This is a genomic window from Cryobacterium sp. M91 (assembly GCF_002929615.1).
GTDB lineage: Bacteria > Actinomycetota > Actinomycetes > Actinomycetales > Microbacteriaceae > Cryobacterium > Cryobacterium levicorallinum.
Window position 1 is genome coordinate 1 of record NZ_PJJT01000085.1, and the last position, 16,044, is coordinate 16,044.

The following is a 16,044-nucleotide window of genomic DNA, read 5'->3' on the forward strand; positions in this document are numbered from 1 at the left end:
CCCGACCACGCGACAGCCCGGCACTCGAAGGCAATACCGGTGGCCCCCGCAGGCAATACTCAGTGGCCCCTAAACACTCAAATACTCACGTTAGAGCCGAATGCGACGGTTGATGACATTCTCGGCGCTCTCGCGCATGGTGTGGTTGCGGGCGCGGGCATCCGCTCGCAATCTCTTGAAGGCTTCGTCCATGTCGACGGTGCTGAGCTGGGCGATGACCCCCTTCGCCTGTTCAATCACGATGCGGCTGTTGAGGGCACGTTGCAGCTGTTCGTTGACCACGGCGTCTTCGCGCACGGTGCGTTCCTGCAGAATGCTGATCGTTGCAACGTCAGCCATGGCCTGGCCGATAGCAGCGTCTTCGGGTGTGACATCGCCGGTCTCGGTACGGAACAGATTGAGAGCGCCGATCGCCCGGTTACGTACCCGCATGGGAATGGCGTGCACCGAGCGGAAACCCTGGGACAGCGCGGCCGCCTTGAAAACGGGGTAGGTATCGCCGGAAGCGGCGATATCGCCCATGGTGACGACCTTGCCGGTGAGGTAACAGTCAACGCACGGCCCGGCCCCGGCCTGCTGTTGCAAAACTTCGACGAGATAACTTTCCTCGCTGGTTGAGGCGACGACCTGCAGCTCGCCGCTCGGATCGGCCAGCAGGAGGCCGGCAGCTGAGGCGTCGAGCAACTCAACGCATTCCTCGACGAGGGTGTGCAGCACGTCGAGAACGTCATATTCGCCCACCAGAGTGTCCGTCAACTTCACGAAGGCGGCGCTCACCATCGAGGCGCGAGTCTGAGTGACCATGGGTTAATTCTATGATCTTTCCTGTTTTTTTACTCGGTTTCCGGCGTGAACTGCAACCGCCGCGCAACCACGTCACCGGCGATTGTGCGCACGGTCTTGCCGTGCGCAAACGCGTGCCCGCGCAGGAGTAGCAGCGCATCCGTCGGCGTGACATTCATCTGCACGAGCACCATACCGGTGGCCTGATGAATTTCCCGCCTCGACAGGGGAGAAGCCTCCGTAATCGTCGCTGACGCGGTGGATTCCTTGACCCGAAGCAGCCGATCCAACAGGTTCCAGGCGGTTTGGTTGGCCAAGACCAGTGCTTTCGCCCGGTCGGTGCGATCCAGCGCTCCGGAGGTGGTGCTGTAGAGCTCGACGATGCCCACATCGAGCGCGCCGAGGGTGAGTGGAAAAACGTAGAGCGCCTCCACCTCGGTGTCCAAAAGCGCCGAGAAAAAGACCGGCCAGAGTGGATACTCACCCTCGCGCACGCGAGGTTCGAGCACGGGGATGCGCGTGCGCACCGCCTCCCACCGGGGGCCTTCGCCCAAATCGAACTGAAGCTCATCGAGGCGAGCGGCCAGCTCATCGGTGGCGCAGACGACCGTTTCGGGAACGGCCCCGCCAAACACCGAAACCGCAGCACCGGTGACCGGCAACGCGTCGAGAAATTTGGCGCACAGCGCCACGTCCTCGACGCCACAATCTGAGCTGGACAGTTCAGGCACGATCGACTAGCCCCCAGACCTAGGACGACAGCTTGCTGGTCTTAAGGATACGTGCCATCGGTTGCGGCAACAAAGACAGCGGATGAGCTTTTGCCGAGCTCGCAGCATCGGTTTATCTGCCGCAGCATTCGTTTAATATCGTGTCAACCGCAGTGCAGCCAGTAGAAGCTTTGCGCACCCAGGGTGAGCGTGAGCGATCCCTCGTCGTTGAAGCTCGGAAAGACTGCTCCACCGAACAGGTCGTACAACCGCGTTCCGGCCATGTCGACGTCGTCGATCGTGAACGCGACCGGGTTGTGCGAGAAACTGAACACGCACAGCACGGTTTCGGGCTGGTCGCCGAACATCGAGCCGGAGCCGGCGTAGCTGCGGGTGAACACCAACACCGATTCGTGGTTGGTGTTGAGTACGCGGATCGTGCCGAGTCCGAAGGTCTGGTGTGCCTTGCGCACGTGGATCACATTGCGAATCCAGTGCAGGAGCGACCCGGACTGGGCCAGCTGCGACTCCACGTTGGTCTGGGTGAAGTTGTAGACGAGGGACTGCACAATGGGCAGAAATAGCTTGCCCGGATCGGCATCCGAAAAACCGGCATTGCGGTCGGGGGTCCACTGCATGGGCGTGCGTGAACTGTCCCGGTCGGGCAGCCAGATGTTGTCGCCCATGCCGATCTCATCGCCGTAGTAAAGAAAGGGGCTGCCGGGCAGGGCAAACAGCAGGGCGTGGGCCAGTTCCAGCTCGGCCCGCGAATTGTCGAGCAGCGGGGCGAGCCGTCTGCGGATGCCGATATTGGCGCGCATCCGCGGGTCGTAGGCGTACCAGCCGTACATAGCCTGCCGGTATTCCTCGCTGACCATTTCGAGGGTGAGCTCGTCATGGTTGCGCAGGAATACGCCCCAGCCGGCGCCCTCGGGGATGTCGGTCGTTTCGGAGAGCACGCGCACCAGCTCGTTGGCCTGCTGGGAGCGTAAAGAGTAGAAAATGCGTGGCATGACCGGAAAGTCGAACGCCATGTGGCATTCCGGTTCTTCCTCGGTGCCGAAGAAGGCGGCGACCTCGCGGGGCCATTGGTTGGCCTCGGCGATCATGACTCGGCCAGGATAGTCGCGGTCGACCATGGCCCGCAGACGCTTGACGAACTCGTGAGTCGGCGGCTCGCCCTCACCGTTGCCCTCTTCGGACTCGAACAGGTAGGGGATCGCGTCGAGTCGAAAGCCGTCGACGCCGAGGTCGAGCCAGAAGCGGATGACGTCGAAGATCGCCTCCTGCACGGCCGGGTTTTCAAAGTTGAGGTCGGGCTGGTGCGAGAAGAAGCGGTGAAAAAAGAACTGCCGACGTACCGGGTCGAATGCCCAGTTCGATTCCTCGGTGTCGGTGAAGATGATGCGAATGTTGGGATACCGCTCGTCGGTGTCACTCCAGACATAGAAGTCGCCGTAGGGCCCGTCCGGGTCTTCACGGGACTGCTGAAACCATTCGTGCTGGTCCGAGGTGTGGTTGAGCGGAAAATCGATCACGATGCGCATGTTACGTTCGTGCGCCTTGGTGACGAGATCCTTGAATTCCTCGAGGGTACCGAACTCCGGCAAAATCGTGCGGTAGTCGGCCACGTCGTAACCGCCGTCTTTCAGCGGAGAGTTGAAGAACGGCGGAATCCACAGGGCGTCGATTCCGAGCCATTGCAGGTAGTCGAGCTTCGATACCAGCCCGGAGAGATCGCCGGATCCATCGGCGTTGCTGTCCACGAAGGAGCGAACCATCACCTCGTAGAAGACGGCGCGGCGATACCACAGCGGGTCGAGGGCCAATCCGGGTAACTGAATGGGTGCAGTGAAACTCACGGCTGTCCTTCCGTCCCCGCAAAGGGCTCTCTCTCGTTGCGCGTCGTGGCTTGAGTCTAGATCGAGCGATCCGGTTCAAGTCCAGCTTTGCGGAAGTCTCCCGCCTAAACTAGGGCCGGTGATCGTTTCTTCTCCCTACGACAAAGTCCTGGCTGGCCTGACGGTGCGCGAACTCACGGCAAGCGTTCTCGGCGCCAACGGGCTTAGCAGCGCCACCCAGTACTGGGAATACGGCGACCCCGCTGCCACGACCACTCTGGTTCTCGTGCACGGGTTTCGCGGCGATCACCACGGACTGCAACTGGTCGTGGCCGAGCTGCTCGGTGCCGGTGAATTGCCCAGGGCCGTCGAAACGGATGCCGCAGCTCCCGCCCTGCGCATCATCGCACCGGACCTGCCCGGATTTGGCCGGTCGGAGCCGCTCCCCGACGGGGACCATTCCCTGGCCGGATACTCCCGTTGGCTGCGCGAATTTTTGAAGGTACTGGCCCGCACGGGGCGTCTGGTCGTGCTCGGGCATTCCTTCGGATCGATCGTGGTCGCCGCGGCCGTCGCTGAGGGTCTGGCCGCCGACGACGTCGTTCTGGTCAACCCGATCGCCGCCCCGGCATTGTCCGGACCGCGTGGAATTCTGACCCGACTGGCCGTCTTCTACTACTGGGCCTCAGCCTCCTTTCCGGAGCGGTGGGGCTACGCCCTGCTGCAGAACCGGGCTATTGTGCGCGTCATGAGCGTGAGCATGGCGAAGACGCAGGACCCGGCGTTGCGGCGCTGGATCCACAGCCAGCATGATCGATACTTCAGCGCCTTCGCAAACCGTCAGGTGGTCATGGCCGCGTTCACCGCTTCGGTCAGCCACGACGTGAGCGAATTTGCGGCACGCATTCCGCAACCGACGCTGCTGATCGCGGCCGACCGCGACGACATCACGCCGCTCGCCGCGCAATATCGGCTGCAGAGCTTGTTCCCGAACGCGACCTTGCGCGTCGTCGACAACGTGGGTCACCTCATCCACTACGAAACGCCGAAACCGGCGGCCACCTACATTCGTGAATTTCTTGCCGAGGAGCGACCGGAGTGAGAATCGTGGTCGACTGCCGGTACGTCCGGTTGGATCAGCACGACGGCATCAGCCGATACACCGCTGGTTTGGTGACCGAACTCGGCCGGCTGCATCCGCTCATCATGCTGATCAGCGACCATCGGCAACTGGCGATGCTGCCGGCCTTGCCGTGGCAGCTTGTGCGGGCACCGACCAGTCTGCTCGAACCGCTGATCGCGCTGTCGGTCAACCGGTTGAAGCCCGACGTGGTGTTCAGTCCGATGCAGACCATGGGCTCGTGGGGCCGCAAGTATCGGCTGTTTCTCACCGTGCACGACCTCATTTATTACCGCAACCGCACACCACCGCGTGACCTGCCTGCGTTTATCCGTCTGCTCTGGCGGGCGTACCACCTCTCCTGGTGGCCACAGCGGATGCTGCTCAACGGCGCCGACGGCGTCGTGACCGTGTCCGAGACCACCCGGACGCTGATCACAGAGCACCAGCTCACCAGGCGACCGGTCACGGTGGTGGCCAACGCCGCCGATCCCGTTCTGGGGGCGATGCGTCATCGCAGCATTCCGGAGACCACCCGGCTCGTCTACATGGGCTCGTTCATGCCGTACAAGAACCTCGACACCCTGGTTCTGGCCATGGCCGACCTGCCGGAATACGAGCTGCATCTGCTCAGCCGGGTGTCCGCAGCCGAACGTTCCCGGCTGAGCCGCCGTGCCCCGCAGGCGCGCCTGGTCTTTCACGATGGGGTCAGCGATGCCGATTATCACCGGCTGTTGCGCTCGGCCACCGCACTGGTGACCGCCTCGATCGATGAGGGCTTTGGAATTCCGCTGGTCGAGGCGATGAGCCTCGGCATCCCCGTTGTGGTCAGCGACATTCCCATTTTTCGGGAGATCGGCGGGGTCGCCGCCCTGTATTTCGACCCTCGCAGCGCGAATTCCATTGCTACGGCTGTTCGGCGCCTCGCCGAGCCGGGGGAGTGGGCGGCCAGATCGGCCCAGTCAGTCGATCAGGCGGCGCGGTTCACCTGGGCCGCTTCGGCCCGAACCCTGCTCGAGGTATTGGAAGGTACCGAGCCCCCGGCATAGCCGTTCGCGGTCCGTGACCTAATGCCGTGAATCGACCGAGAGTCGCCTGCGAATTCGCTATTCTCAAACGATGACACGATTCGGCCGGCGCCGCCCCAGCACGGAAAGCGGGTCGGGTCTCTCTCTGCTGTGGCCCCGCGGCATCCACCCGGCCTGGATCATCGCCGCCGTGGCCTTTCTTGCGCTCGTCGGTGCGGCCGGATTCCGTGCGGCCCCTGGAGTGCTCATGGTGCCGATCGAGGAGGAATTCTCCTGGTCGCGGGGGGAACTCGCGGCAGCCGTTGGGGTGAACCTGCTGTTGTTCGGTCTGACCGCGCCGTTCGCCGCTGCCCTGATGCAGCGATTCGGCATTCGCGGAGTGACGACGGGTGCGCTCTTCATCGTCGCAGCGGGAAGTGCGCTCAGTACCTTCGCCACGTCACCGTGGCACCTCATGCTCACCTGGGGGGTACTGATCGGCACCGGAACGGGGTCGATGGCGCTCGTGTTCGCGGCCGTCATCAGCCAAACCTGGTTCGTGAAGCGGCGCGGCTTGATCGCCGGGGTGCTCACGGCCGGAAGCGCCACCGGCCAGCTCATCTTTCTCCCCTTCATCGCCCAGCTCGCCGTCACGACCGGTTGGCGAAGCGCGTCGCTTCTGATCGCACTCGGCGCGATCCTGGTGGTGCCGATCGTGCTCATCTGGATGCGCAACTCTCCGGCCGACCTCGGCACCACGCCCTACGGCACGCCGGAACTGCCCGAACGGGCCGACGGAGCTGCAGGACCGGCGGCATCCGCTCTGTCGAACGTTGTCGCGACGCCGAAACGAAACCCGGCGGTCGAAGCCCTCAGCGCCCTGAAGTTTGCCAGCCGGCATCGCACATTTTGGGCTCTCGCCGCCGGATTCGCCATTTGCGGGGCGACGACGAATGGCCTGATCGGCACGCATTTCATCCCCTCGGCGCACGACCACGGCATGCCGGAGACCACCGCAGCTGGATTGCTGGCCGTGGTCGGAATCTTCGACATTGTCGGAACGATCGCCTCCGGCTGGCTGACCGACCGGTACAACCCGAGAATTCTGCTCGCCGGATACTACGCCTTTCGGGGCCTGTCGCTGCTCGCACTACCATTTCTGCTGTCGGCAACCGTGCACCCCAGCATGGTGATCTTCATCGTCATCTATGGTCTGGACTGGGTCGCCACCGTTCCGCCGACGATCGCGCTCTGTCGGGAGCTGTTCGGCGATCGCGGTCCCCTCGTCTTCGGCTGGGTGTTCGCCGCGCACCAGATCGGCGCTGGAATCGCGTCGGTCGCCGCCGGGATCGTGCGCGAGGAAACCGGGCACTACACGGTCGCCTGGATCGGCGCCGCTGGCCTCTGCATTATTGCCGCGGTGGTCAGCGTGAGCATTCGCCGCGGAACCCCGACCGGCGATGCCGTTCCAGCGGCCAGGGTCAACGCCGACAAATTTGAGTAGCAGCGAAGGTCACGCGTGCAGGGCTTGTGGCCACGGGTGAGGTGCCAACTCTGGCCCCATGGTGCTCGCCGCTGGCGAAAACGAAGGGGCGAAAAGTGGCACCTTGCTCCGCTGAGGCATTCCACTGAACACGAGGTGCCAATTTCAGCGCCCTAAAGGCGCCCGCAGATCAGCTGGAGGCGTCACAGCACCGGCGACGAGCCGCGGTCGCCCGGCTCGCGCATCGCCGCATCGAAGTGGGTCAGCAGCAGCTGATCGTCCGCCCAGGCGAAATCGTGCACGGACCCATTGGCGATGTACTCGCCGTGCCGAGGGCGGTCGCCGTCCGTGAGGTGACGCAGCAGCGTTCCGATGATGCCGCCGTGACTCAACACGAGAACGGATTGGCCAGCATGCCCGGCGGCAAGTGCTGATAGCGCAGCGAGCACCCGGTCAATGACGTCGCGGCGGGTCTCGAGTCCGGGAACAGCCACACCGTCAGGAAAACGGTACTGACGCTCGGCGAAGGTGAGGCCCTCGATGGCGCCGTGGTGACGTTCGGTCAGGGCGGGAACCACCTCGGGTTCCTCCAACCCGAGCTCCGCGGCAATAATTCTGGCCGATTCCGCAGCGCGCATCAGAGGGCTGGTCACGATGGCATCCCACTGCCTGCTCTGCAGACGCTCAGCGGCGGAGACGGCTTCGGCGCGCCCGGTGGCGTTGAGGGGAATGTCGGTGCGGCCCTGGATCCGCTGGTTCAAATTCCAGTCGGTCTGGCCATGACGCACAATGGCGAACCTGGTCACGAGTGATTGCCCCGATTCACCGGTGATTCCCCGGGCCGCGCACAAGCGCGGTCAGCCCAGCAGCCGGTCGGCCAGTGCGGCGAGGGTTTCACTGGTTCCGGCCTCGAGCTTGTGCAGGGCTCGCCCGTCGCCCTTGGTCACCCCACGGTTAATTACGATGATCGGCAGTTTGCGGCGCCTGGCCTGCTCGACCAGACGGATGCCCGAATTCACCGCGAGCGACGACCCGGCAACGATCAGGGCATCCGCAGCCTGAATCAAAGCGGCTGCCTCCAGAAACGTTTCCGTCGGCACGAGTTCACCGAAAAAGACCACCCGGGGCTTGAGCATGCCGCCACAGACCGTGCAGGCCGGCACCACGAAGTCGTCGATGTTGCCGACGTCGGCATCGCCGTCGGGAGCGATTCGGATGCTGTCCGAATCACGCAGAACCGGGTTGTCGGCCTCCAGCCGGGCAGCGATGCTATCTCGGCCGAATGCCTGCCCGCAGTCCAGGCAGATGACCCGGTCGAGGGACCCGTGCAGTTCGACGACATGGCGCGATCCGGCCCGAGTATGCAGTCCGTCGACGTTTTGGGTGATGACCCCGGCAATGGCGCCGGCGCTTTCCAACTGCACGAGAGAACGGTGTCCGAGGTTGGGTTCGGCCCGTCGAAAAACGCTCCAGCCCAGGTGACTGCCGGCCCAATAGCGTTTGCGGGATCGTTCGTCGGCGACAAAGGTCTGAAAGGTCATCGGCGTGCGCTTCGGCGCGCCTTCCCCGCGATAATCGGGAATTCCCGAATCGGTGCTGAGGCCGGCACCGGTGAGCACGGCGGCGCGCTTGCCGCGCAGGAGCGTGGCGACGGCATCCACTGCCCGCTCGGAATCGAGGGCGACCGTCGAGGTGAGCGCGGCGGCGGCGGCGGGGGCGTCGGTGGGCTCGAGCGCGTCCACCAGGACCGTGTCGCTGGGCACGACCGGGTCGGCAGTCATCGGCGTTCCTTTCGGGCAGAGACGGGCAGCAAAAGATGTTGGTCCCTTGATTCTAAACTCGTCTGTTTTCCCGTTTGACTACCCACCTGTCAGGCTTGAGCTCAATACCCCTTCTGAAAGGCACTTTTCCGTGCAGATCACCCGCATTACCGACCTGTCCAGCCCGGGTCTCGCCGACTATTCGCGTTTGACCGACGTGGCACTGCGACGAGTGCTGGAGCCGGCCGGCGGCCTCTATATCGCCGAGTCACCCAAGGTCATTGCTCGTGCTCTTCGGGCCGGCCATCGCCCGCGCTCCCTACTTATTCAGGAACAGTGGATGCCCGACGCCGAGCGATTGCTCGCCGATTGGCCCGACGTTCCTGTTTATGTCGGCGAGGCGAGCGTGCTGGAACAGCTGACCGGCTACAACCTGCATCGCGGTGCCCTCGCCGCGATGCACCGGCCGGTGCTCGAGCCGGTCGAGGCGCTTCTCACCCATGCCCGCCGCATCGTGATCCTCGAAGACATCGTCGACCACACCAACGTCGGGGCCATCTTTCGCTCCGTGGCCGGGCTTGGCGCCGATGCCGTGCTGATCACCCCGCGCTGCGCCGACCCGCTCTACCGGCGCAGCGTGCGCGTGAGCATGGGCACGGTGTTGCAGGTGCCGTGGACCCGCCTCCCGGAATGGAGCGTGGCCACCCCGCTGCTGCACGCCGCCGGTTTTCACCTCGCCGCGCTGGCGCTGGCCGACAATGCGGTCTCCCTCGACGTGTTTGCCGAGGCGCCGCCCGAGCGGCTCGCGATCATCCTCGGTGCCGAAGGCGACGGGCTCAGCCAGCACGCGCTCGAAGCCGCCGACACGGTCGTGACCATTCCGATGCTGCACGGCGTCGACTCGCTCAACGTCGCCTCCGCGAGCGCGGTCGCGCTGTACGCGCTGCGCACGCGTGCGTGAGCGCGCCGACCCGCTGAGCGCGACGAAGAAGTTAGGCTGAGCGGATGTCTCCCTCCCGGCGTGTCACCCTCCGACGGCGTCGACTCGCCGTCGCCAGCGTTCTGCTCGTGGTGCTGGGCGGCGTTGGCTATGTCGGCGCCACCACCCTGGCTCCCGTTCCGGAGAGCGCTGCCACGATCGTGCAGCCGGCGGCGCTGACCCAACCAGCCGCCGCTCTGGTCTGGCCGACCTTCGGTGAAAGCGCGATCGGCGCGGTCGGTTTTCCCGGCGTTCTGGCCTCGAGCGGCGAACAGGGCACGGTGCCGATTGCGAGCATCACCAAGATGGTCACCGCCCTCGTCATCCTCGATGCTAAACCGCTGGGCGCGGGGGAGGACGGCCCCGCGATCACTTTCACCGACGCCGACGTCGATATCTACTACGAGGTGATCGCCGAAAATGGGTCGGTTGCGCCCGTGGTCGCCGGAATGGAACTGACCCAGCGGCAGGCTTTCGAAGCGATGCTGCTGCCCTCGGCCAACAACTATGCGGCGTCTCTCGCGGTGTGGGCGTTCGGCTCGACCGACGGCTACCTGGCGGCAGCGAAAACCTGGCTGGCCGACAACTCACTCAGCCAGACCAGCGTCGCCGACACGAGCGGCATCTCGTCGTCGAGCGTGAGCACTCCGGCCGACCTCGTTGAGATCGGCAAGCTCGTCGTCGGTCACCCGGCGCTGGCCGAAATCGTCGCCCTGCCCTCGGCGGTGCTGCCGGTCATCGGCACCATCACCAACACCAACAAGCTGCTCGGTCGCGACGGCGTCGACGGCATCAAGACCGGTACAACGGACATCGCCGGCGCCTGCCTGCTCTTTTCCACCGATTTCACCGTCGGCGACAACACGGTCACGCTCGTAGGCGTGGTGCTGGGTGGTTACACCCACTCCGAACTCAATTCGGCGATCGCCGCGCTGATCCAGAGTGTGCAGCCCGGGTTCCACGACGTCGTCCTGGCCGAGGCTGGCACCGTGTACGGCAGCTATAGGACCCAGTGGGGTGACGTGAGCGATATCGTCGCCGCGCGGGCGGCATCCGCTTTGGTCTGGTCAGACTCACCTATTTCGGGTTCCGCGACGGCGACCGATTTGCAGCTGGGCCGGGCCGGCGACGACGTCGGCGAGTTGTCGTTCACGATCGGCACGGGATCTCCGGTGACGGTGCCGCTTGAACTGCAGGACAGCGTCACTGATCCCGGCCCGGCCTGGCGCATGGGCCACCCGGGCGAACTCGCCGCCGGCTGACCCGCCCGGCTGCCCACCCGCCCGGCCATGACCAGCTCCGTCTAGTGGACCGAAATGCGGGTCAGACGCGGGGGAGCGTGGAGGGGCCGGCTTTGGGACGTTTGGGCAGTACGTGATCGCCGGAGGACTGGTGGCGCACCCGGCGCAGCACCCACGGCACGAGGTACTCCCGCGCCCAGGCAAAATCTTCGGTGCGGGCCTGCCGCCAGGTGGTTCCGGGCATGGGCTCCGGCTCGCTCGGCTCGAGCGAGTTCTTCACATTGAGGGTCTGCAACACCATGCGCGCCACGGTGTGGTGCCCGAGGGCATTGAGATGCAGCCGGTCGGGCGCCCACATGCGCGGATCCTGAATTTCGGTGAGCTGCCACATGTCGGCCACGATGCAGTCGTACTTCGTGGCAATGGCCCGGATGTTCTCGTTGTAGATCGCGACCTTGCCGCGAATGCTACGAAACACGGGAGAGAATCCCACGTCGGCTCCGGTGAACAGCACGACCGTCGCGCCGTCCCGGGAGAGCCCGGAAACCACCTCATCGCAGCGGGCCGCGATGAAATCCGGGTCAGTTCCGGGGCGAATGACGTCGTTGCCGCCGGCCGAAATCGTGATCAGGTCCGGGCGCAGGGCCAGCGCTGGCTCGATCTGTTCGTCGGCGATCTGCCGGATGAGTTTGCCGCGCACGGCCAGGTTGGCATAGGCGAAATCATCGGTCCCTTCGCTCAGTACCTCGGCGACCCGGTCGGCCCAGCCCCGGTGCCCACCAGGGCTCTGCTCTTCCGGGTCACCGATGCCCTCGGTGAACGAATCGCCGAGCGCGACGTAGCGCGACCATGGATGCTGTTGCTTCGTCATCAAACCATTGTGTCTGAACCCTGAGCCATTGGTGCAAACGGTGCCGTCGGCGACGAACGTCGGTGGTCTTTGGTAGATTTGTGAGAAGTGAATACTCCATCGGTTTTCGGTCCCGCGCAGGGAACGAGTGCAGCCGAACACCTGTCGCCGTCCTTCCCCGAACGCGCGGCCTGGGGTACCGCCGGCAAGCTGCGCGCCTGGCAGGCCGAGGCGCTCGAGGCCTACTTCGTGCACGAGCCACGCGACTTTCTCGCCGCGGCAACGCCGGGAGCGGGAAAGACCACGTTTGCCCTGCGTCTGGCCGCTGAACTCCGCTCCCGGCGCACAATCGACCGCATCACCGTTGTCGCGCCGACCGAGCATCTCAAAAACCAGTGGGCGGATGCTGCGGCGCGCGCCGGCATCCGTCTCGATCCCATGTTCAAGAACGCCGACCGCAGTTACGGCAGCCACTATCACGGCGTCGTCGTCACCTATGCCCAGGTGGCTGCCCGAGCCGCCCTGCACAAGCAGCTCACCGAGTCCAGCCGCACCCTGGTCATCCTCGACGAGATTCACCACGGGGGAGATGCCCTCAGCTGGGGCGACGCGATTCGTGAGGCCTTCGGCCCGGCCACCCGGCGCCTCTCACTCACCGGCACCCCGTTTCGCTCGGACACCTCGCCGATCCCGTTCGTCAGCTATCTGCCCGACAAACACGGCATCCGTATGTCGCAAAGCGACTATGCCTATGGCTACGGCCGAGCCCTCGCCGACGGTGTTGTGCGCCCGGTGATGTTCATGGTCTACGCCGGGCACATGAAGTGGCGTACCCGGGCCGGCGACGAGATGGAAGCCAAGCTCGGCGAGGGCAACGCAAAGGACATCACCAGCCAGGCCTGGCGCACCGCGCTCGAGCCCAGCGGGCAGTGGATTCCCTCGGTGCTGCGCGCCGCGAACTCCCGACTGACCGAGGTGCGGCGCGGCATTCCGGATGCCGGTGGCCTCGTCATTGCCACGGACCAGACCACCGCACGCGCCTACGCCGTCATCCTCGAAGACATCTGCGGTGAACCGGTCACCATTGTGCTCTCCGACGAGAAGGAAGCCAGCGACCGGATCGATGAGTTCTCCAAGAACACCCGTCGGTGGATGGTCGCCGTGCGCATGGTGTCGGAGGGCGTCGACGTGCCGCGGCTTGCCGTCGGTGTCTATGCGACCAGCGCGGCCACACCGCTGTACTTCGCCCAGGCGATCGGCCGGTTCGTGCGCGCGCGCCGACGCGGCGAAACGGCATCCATTTTTCTGCCCAACGTGCCCGGGCTGCTCAGCCTCGCCAACGCGCTCGAGCTGGAACGCGATCACGCCCTCGATCGCAGCAATCGTGACGACGGCGACGACGGCATGTACAACCCCGAAGATGCCTTGGTCGCCGCGGCGAACAAGGAAGACAAGGCGTCAGACGACCTGGGCCTGGACGACTTCACCTGGCAGGCCCTCGACTCGCAGGCCACTTTCGACATGGTCATGTTCGACGGCGACGAATTCGGTGAGCTTGCCGAACCGGGCACCGACGAGGAATTCGACTTCATCGGCATCCCCGGCCTGCTCGAACCGGAACAGGTGTCGGAGCTGCTGCGTCAACGCCAGTCACGGCAGTCCAAACGTTCAACCGACAAGCGCAAGGATCCGGTGACGGGGGAGATCGCCCCGCTCGAGCCACCGCCCCTGTACCGAACCCTGAAGGAACAGCGCACCCTGCTGTCGAGCCTCGTGGGCATGTGGTCCAAGCTCGCCAATGAACCGCACGGCATGATCCACGCGGAGATGCGTCGGATCTGCGGCGGGCCCGCCGTCGCCCAGGCCAGCGTGACCCAGCTGCAGATGCGGATCGATCTGCTGCGCCGCCGCCTCGGTCGCAGCTAGGCCGTCGCGACTGCTCCCACCGGCACGCGGGCGACCAGCAGGGCTGTGAGGATGTCGTCCATCAGATCGTCGACGTGCTCGAGCCCGATCGACAGCCGCACGATGCCGGCCCCCGGTCGTGCATCAGCCGCCACCGGTCGGTGGGTGAGCGAGGCCGGATGCTGCACGAGCGAATCAACCCCGCCGAGTGACACCGCGTGGGTGATCAGTCGCAGCGCCTCGGTGAAGCGCACAGCGGCGGCAAAGGAGCCGAGATCGAGCGCGATCAGGGACCCGGCCCCGGCGCTCTGCCTGCCGATCAGCCCGTGCGGGTCCTGGCCCGGCAGCCCGGGGTAGAGCACCCGGGTCAGCGCCGGATGGGCGCTGAGCCGGTCAGCAATCTCGCCAGCACTCGTCTGTTGGGCGCGCACCCGAATCGGCAGGGTGCGCAGCCCGCGATGCAGCAGGTATGCGTTGAACGGCTGCAGCAGGCCGCCGGTCAGCGCGCGTACCTGTCGCAGCCGCACCATCCACTCGGCCGGCCCGGACACCGTGCCGCCCATAGCATCGCCGTGACCGCCGAGAAACTTGGTCGCACTGTGCAGCACGAGCGTGGCGCCCGACTCGACCGGGCGCTGCAACACGGGCGTCGCAAAGGTGTTGTCCACCAGCACGGGAACCGAACCGGCAGCATCCGCCACCGCCCGGATGTCGGTCAACTCAAGCGTCGGGTTGGCCGGTGACTCCAGAATGACCAGACCGGTATCTGAGCGGATGGCCGCACCAACGCCGGCCAGGTCGGTCCAGGTGACCATCGTGCCGAGCAGCCCGTTCGCGAGAACATGATCGGTACCGCCATACAGGGGACGCAGCGCCACAATGTGCGGTTTGTCGGCCGTCACGGTGGCAATAAGGGTCGCGGTCAGGGCCGCCATTCCGGTGGCGAAGGCAACGGTGCCGGCGGTTCGTTCCAGGGCCGACAGTGCGTTCTCGAACCGGGCGACGCCTGGCTGCCACAGTCGCTGGTAGACGGCGGAATCGCCGGGTTCCGGCGTGCCGCCGGTGGCGAGGTTTTCGTAAGAATCCCCGCCAGACTCCACTCCGCGCAGCGGATTGGTGGTGGACAGATCGATGCCCGGAACGTGCGTTCCGGCCTCGGTGAGACCGTCCATTCCGGCGTGCACGGCAACGGTTTCGATATGTGACAGCGGTGGCAACATGAGCCAACAGAAACAGGTTCTGCCCTTGAACGCAAGTGACTATGCAGACCCTTGCAAATAACAAACCCGAATCGCATAAGCTTGCTAGAAATAAGGGAGTCTGCTGATGGAATCAAAGAAGCCGGAACTTGACCGGGTCGACCGTGCACTGCTGCGCGCCCTGTCGGTCAATGCTCGGGCCTCCGGTGCGGCCCTGGCCAGCGAGATCGGAGTGGCCGAGTCCACAGTATCGCTGCGACTGCGTCGGTTGCAGCAGCTCGGCCATATCCGTGGCTACCGGGCCAATATCGACCTGGCCGCGCTCGGCGCCAGCCTGCAGGCGCTTATCTCGGTGCGGCTGGCCAAACATGCCCGGGTGCAGATCGATGACTTTCGGAATGCCGCCCCGCACTGGCCCGGTGTGATCGGGCTCTTCCACACGGCCGGTGCCGACGACTACCTGCTGCACGTGGCTGCAGCGGATGCCTCGCACCTGCGCGACTTTGTGCTGGAACATCTCGCGGAGCATCCGGCCGTCGCCCACACCGAGACCAACCTGATCTTCGAGTATGTCGACGGTGATGGGTGGCAGGACCTGGTGAAGTAGACCGGTCAGCCACGAGGATTAAAACAAGAACGCCCCCCGCCTGAGCGGGAGGCGTTCTTCGCAAGCTCTATTTAGAGGGCGCGGATGTTCTCGGCCTGAGGACCCTTGGGGCCCTGGGTTACCTCGAACTCGACCTTCTGGTTCTCATCGAGGGACTTGTAGCCATTCGACGCGATCGCGGAGTAGTGCGCGAAAACATCGGCGCTTCCGTCGTCGGGTGCGATAAAGCCGAAGCCCTTTTCAGCGTTGAACCATTTCACGGTACCTGTTGCCATTTGTAAAACTCCTCCAGGAGTGTTAGACCGGCCCCGACTGTCGGGACCGTTCGTCGCGGTATTCGTCGTCCGCTTCCGAAAGGAATGTGGCGCACTAACTGTGATCCAGATGAATCACGATCAATGCGTTTAAGACGTGCAAGCACTACAACTTCGAGTCCAACACTAGCCCACAAGTCTGGATGGTTTCGGAATTCAGCGCCTTTTTTACCGGAAAGCGTGTCGTTTGCTGCGGAAAAGGGGTGAACTCCGGGTCCACCACTGGGAATGACCGCGAATGCGAA

15 protein-coding genes are annotated in these 16,044 nt (G+C 64.7%); 7 read left to right on the top strand and 8 right to left on the bottom strand.

The genetic code is table 11. The annotated features are described in order from the left end of the window. Window positions 1–90: 90 nt before the first annotated feature. From CXY80_RS10255 to treS, 3 genes are all read right to left on the bottom strand, one after another. Window positions 91–804: a GAF and ANTAR domain-containing protein gene (locus CXY80_RS10255; RefSeq protein WP_104132461.1), complete on the bottom strand. Its 714-nt coding sequence runs from the start codon at window positions 802–804 to the stop codon at window positions 91–93. 29 nt (window positions 805–833) lie between these two features. Then, window positions 834–1,514 (bottom strand): GAF and ANTAR domain-containing protein, encoded by a 681-nt coding sequence (locus CXY80_RS10260; protein ID WP_233195246.1) that lies wholly within the window; start codon window positions 1,512–1,514, stop codon window positions 834–836. A gap of 143 nt (window positions 1,515–1,657) precedes the next feature. Further along, on the bottom strand, window positions 1,658–3,355 hold the full coding sequence (treS, locus tag CXY80_RS10265) for a maltose alpha-D-glucosyltransferase (RefSeq protein WP_092448575.1): 1,698 nt from the start codon (window positions 3,353–3,355) through the stop codon (window positions 1,658–1,660). A gap of 118 nt (window positions 3,356–3,473) precedes the next feature. On the opposite strand from treS, the gene CXY80_RS10270 reads away from it, so the two are divergent. The 3 genes from CXY80_RS10270 to CXY80_RS10280 all read left to right on the top strand — a co-directional run bounded on the left by CXY80_RS10270 (window position 3,474) and on the right by CXY80_RS10280 (window position 6,965). Beyond that, window positions 3,474–4,436, top strand: coding sequence for an alpha/beta fold hydrolase (locus CXY80_RS10270; RefSeq protein ID WP_233195249.1), 963 nt, complete (start codon window positions 3,474–3,476; stop codon window positions 4,434–4,436). Further along, window positions 4,433–5,503, top strand: a complete 1,071-nt coding sequence (locus CXY80_RS10275; protein WP_104132463.1) for a glycosyltransferase family 1 protein — start codon at window positions 4,433–4,435, stop codon at window positions 5,501–5,503. The genes CXY80_RS10270 and CXY80_RS10275 overlap by 4 nt, the downstream gene beginning before the upstream one ends. Before the next feature lie 70 nt (window positions 5,504–5,573). Beyond that, window positions 5,574–6,965: an MFS transporter gene (locus CXY80_RS10280; protein WP_104132464.1), complete on the top strand. Its 1,392-nt coding sequence runs from the start codon at window positions 5,574–5,576 to the stop codon at window positions 6,963–6,965. 182 nt (window positions 6,966–7,147) lie between these two features. Here the strand turns inward: CXY80_RS10280 and CXY80_RS10285 are convergent, their stop codons facing one another. After that, window positions 7,148–7,750: a histidine phosphatase family protein gene (locus CXY80_RS10285; RefSeq protein WP_158251631.1), complete on the bottom strand. Its 603-nt coding sequence runs from the start codon at window positions 7,748–7,750 to the stop codon at window positions 7,148–7,150. Window positions 7,751–7,801: 51 nt separating this feature from the next. Next, window positions 7,802–8,725: a Sir2 family NAD-dependent protein deacetylase gene (locus CXY80_RS10290; protein WP_104132466.1), complete on the bottom strand. Its 924-nt coding sequence runs from the start codon at window positions 8,723–8,725 to the stop codon at window positions 7,802–7,804. A 130-nt stretch (window positions 8,726–8,855) separates the two neighbouring features. Between CXY80_RS10290 and CXY80_RS10295 the strand changes: the two genes are divergently transcribed. After that, entirely contained in the window at window positions 8,856–9,665 is an 810-nt protein-coding gene (locus CXY80_RS10295) for an RNA methyltransferase (RefSeq protein ID WP_092448581.1), read from the top strand. 44 nt (window positions 9,666–9,709) lie between these two features. After that, window positions 9,710–10,945: a D-alanyl-D-alanine carboxypeptidase family protein gene (locus CXY80_RS10300; protein ID WP_104132467.1), complete on the top strand. Its 1,236-nt coding sequence runs from the start codon at window positions 9,710–9,712 to the stop codon at window positions 10,943–10,945. Between the two features lie 61 nt (window positions 10,946–11,006). On the opposite strand, the gene CXY80_RS10305 is transcribed toward CXY80_RS10300, so the two are convergent. Further along, window positions 11,007–11,795 carry an SGNH/GDSL hydrolase family protein gene (locus CXY80_RS10305; RefSeq protein WP_092448583.1) on the bottom strand — a complete coding sequence of 263 codons (789 nt, stop codon included), beginning with the start codon at window positions 11,793–11,795 and terminating at the stop codon, window positions 11,007–11,009. A gap of 87 nt (window positions 11,796–11,882) precedes the next feature. Between CXY80_RS10305 and CXY80_RS10310 the strand changes: the two genes are divergently transcribed. Next, a complete protein-coding gene (locus CXY80_RS10310; protein WP_092448584.1) occupies window positions 11,883–13,700 on the top strand; it encodes a DEAD/DEAH box helicase in 1,818 nt (605 codons plus the stop codon). On the opposite strand, the gene CXY80_RS10315 is transcribed toward CXY80_RS10310, so the two are convergent. Beyond that, the gene (locus CXY80_RS10315) at window positions 13,697–14,899 is read right to left on the bottom strand and encodes a PLP-dependent aspartate aminotransferase family protein (protein WP_104132468.1); all 1,203 of its coding nucleotides are present in this window, start codon (window positions 14,897–14,899) and stop codon (window positions 13,697–13,699) included. The two genes, CXY80_RS10310 and CXY80_RS10315, sit on opposite strands and share 4 nt — an antisense overlap. A 106-nt stretch (window positions 14,900–15,005) precedes the next feature. On the opposite strand from CXY80_RS10315, the gene CXY80_RS10320 reads away from it, so the two are divergent. After that, window positions 15,006–15,485: an Lrp/AsnC family transcriptional regulator gene (locus CXY80_RS10320; RefSeq protein WP_092107921.1), complete on the top strand. Its 480-nt coding sequence runs from the start codon at window positions 15,006–15,008 to the stop codon at window positions 15,483–15,485. Window positions 15,486–15,556: 71 nt separating this feature from the next. Here the strand turns inward: CXY80_RS10320 and CXY80_RS10325 are convergent, their stop codons facing one another. Beyond that, window positions 15,557–15,760, bottom strand: a complete 204-nt coding sequence (locus CXY80_RS10325; protein ID WP_035840308.1) for a cold-shock protein — start codon at window positions 15,758–15,760, stop codon at window positions 15,557–15,559. Between the last annotated feature and the right edge of the window lie 284 nt (window positions 15,761–16,044).